Annotated in this window: 1 protein-coding gene; it reads left to right on the plus strand. The window is 63.6% G+C overall.

The window, feature by feature from the left end:
- Positions 1–305: efflux RND transporter permease subunit (locus ACTFO6_RS18395; RefSeq protein ID WP_439935823.1), on the plus strand; the 305-nt coding region annotated here is incomplete at both ends.

Raw genomic sequence — 305 nt, forward strand, 5'->3', positions numbered from 1 at the left:
TGGCGGAGACCGAATACGTGGTGCGGGGCCGAGGCTATCTGCACGGCATTTCCGACATTGAGAACCTGGTGGTCAAGGCGGAGAAAGGCGCGCCGGTGTTGATCAGCCACATCGCTCGGGTCGAACTGGCGCCGGACGAGCGGCGCGGCCTCGCCGAGCTGAATGGCGAAGGAGAAGTAGTGGCAGGCATCGCGGTCGCCCGCTACGGCCAGAACGCGCTCGACGTGATCCACAATCTGAAAGCGAAAATGGAGGAAATCTCCTCTGGCCTGCCGCAGGGCGTGTCGCTGCAAGCCGTGTACGAC

The sequence above is a fragment of the Pelomicrobium sp. G1 genome (genome assembly GCF_051905455.1).
Taxonomy (GTDB): domain Bacteria; phylum Pseudomonadota; class Gammaproteobacteria; order Burkholderiales; family UBA6910; genus Pelomicrobium.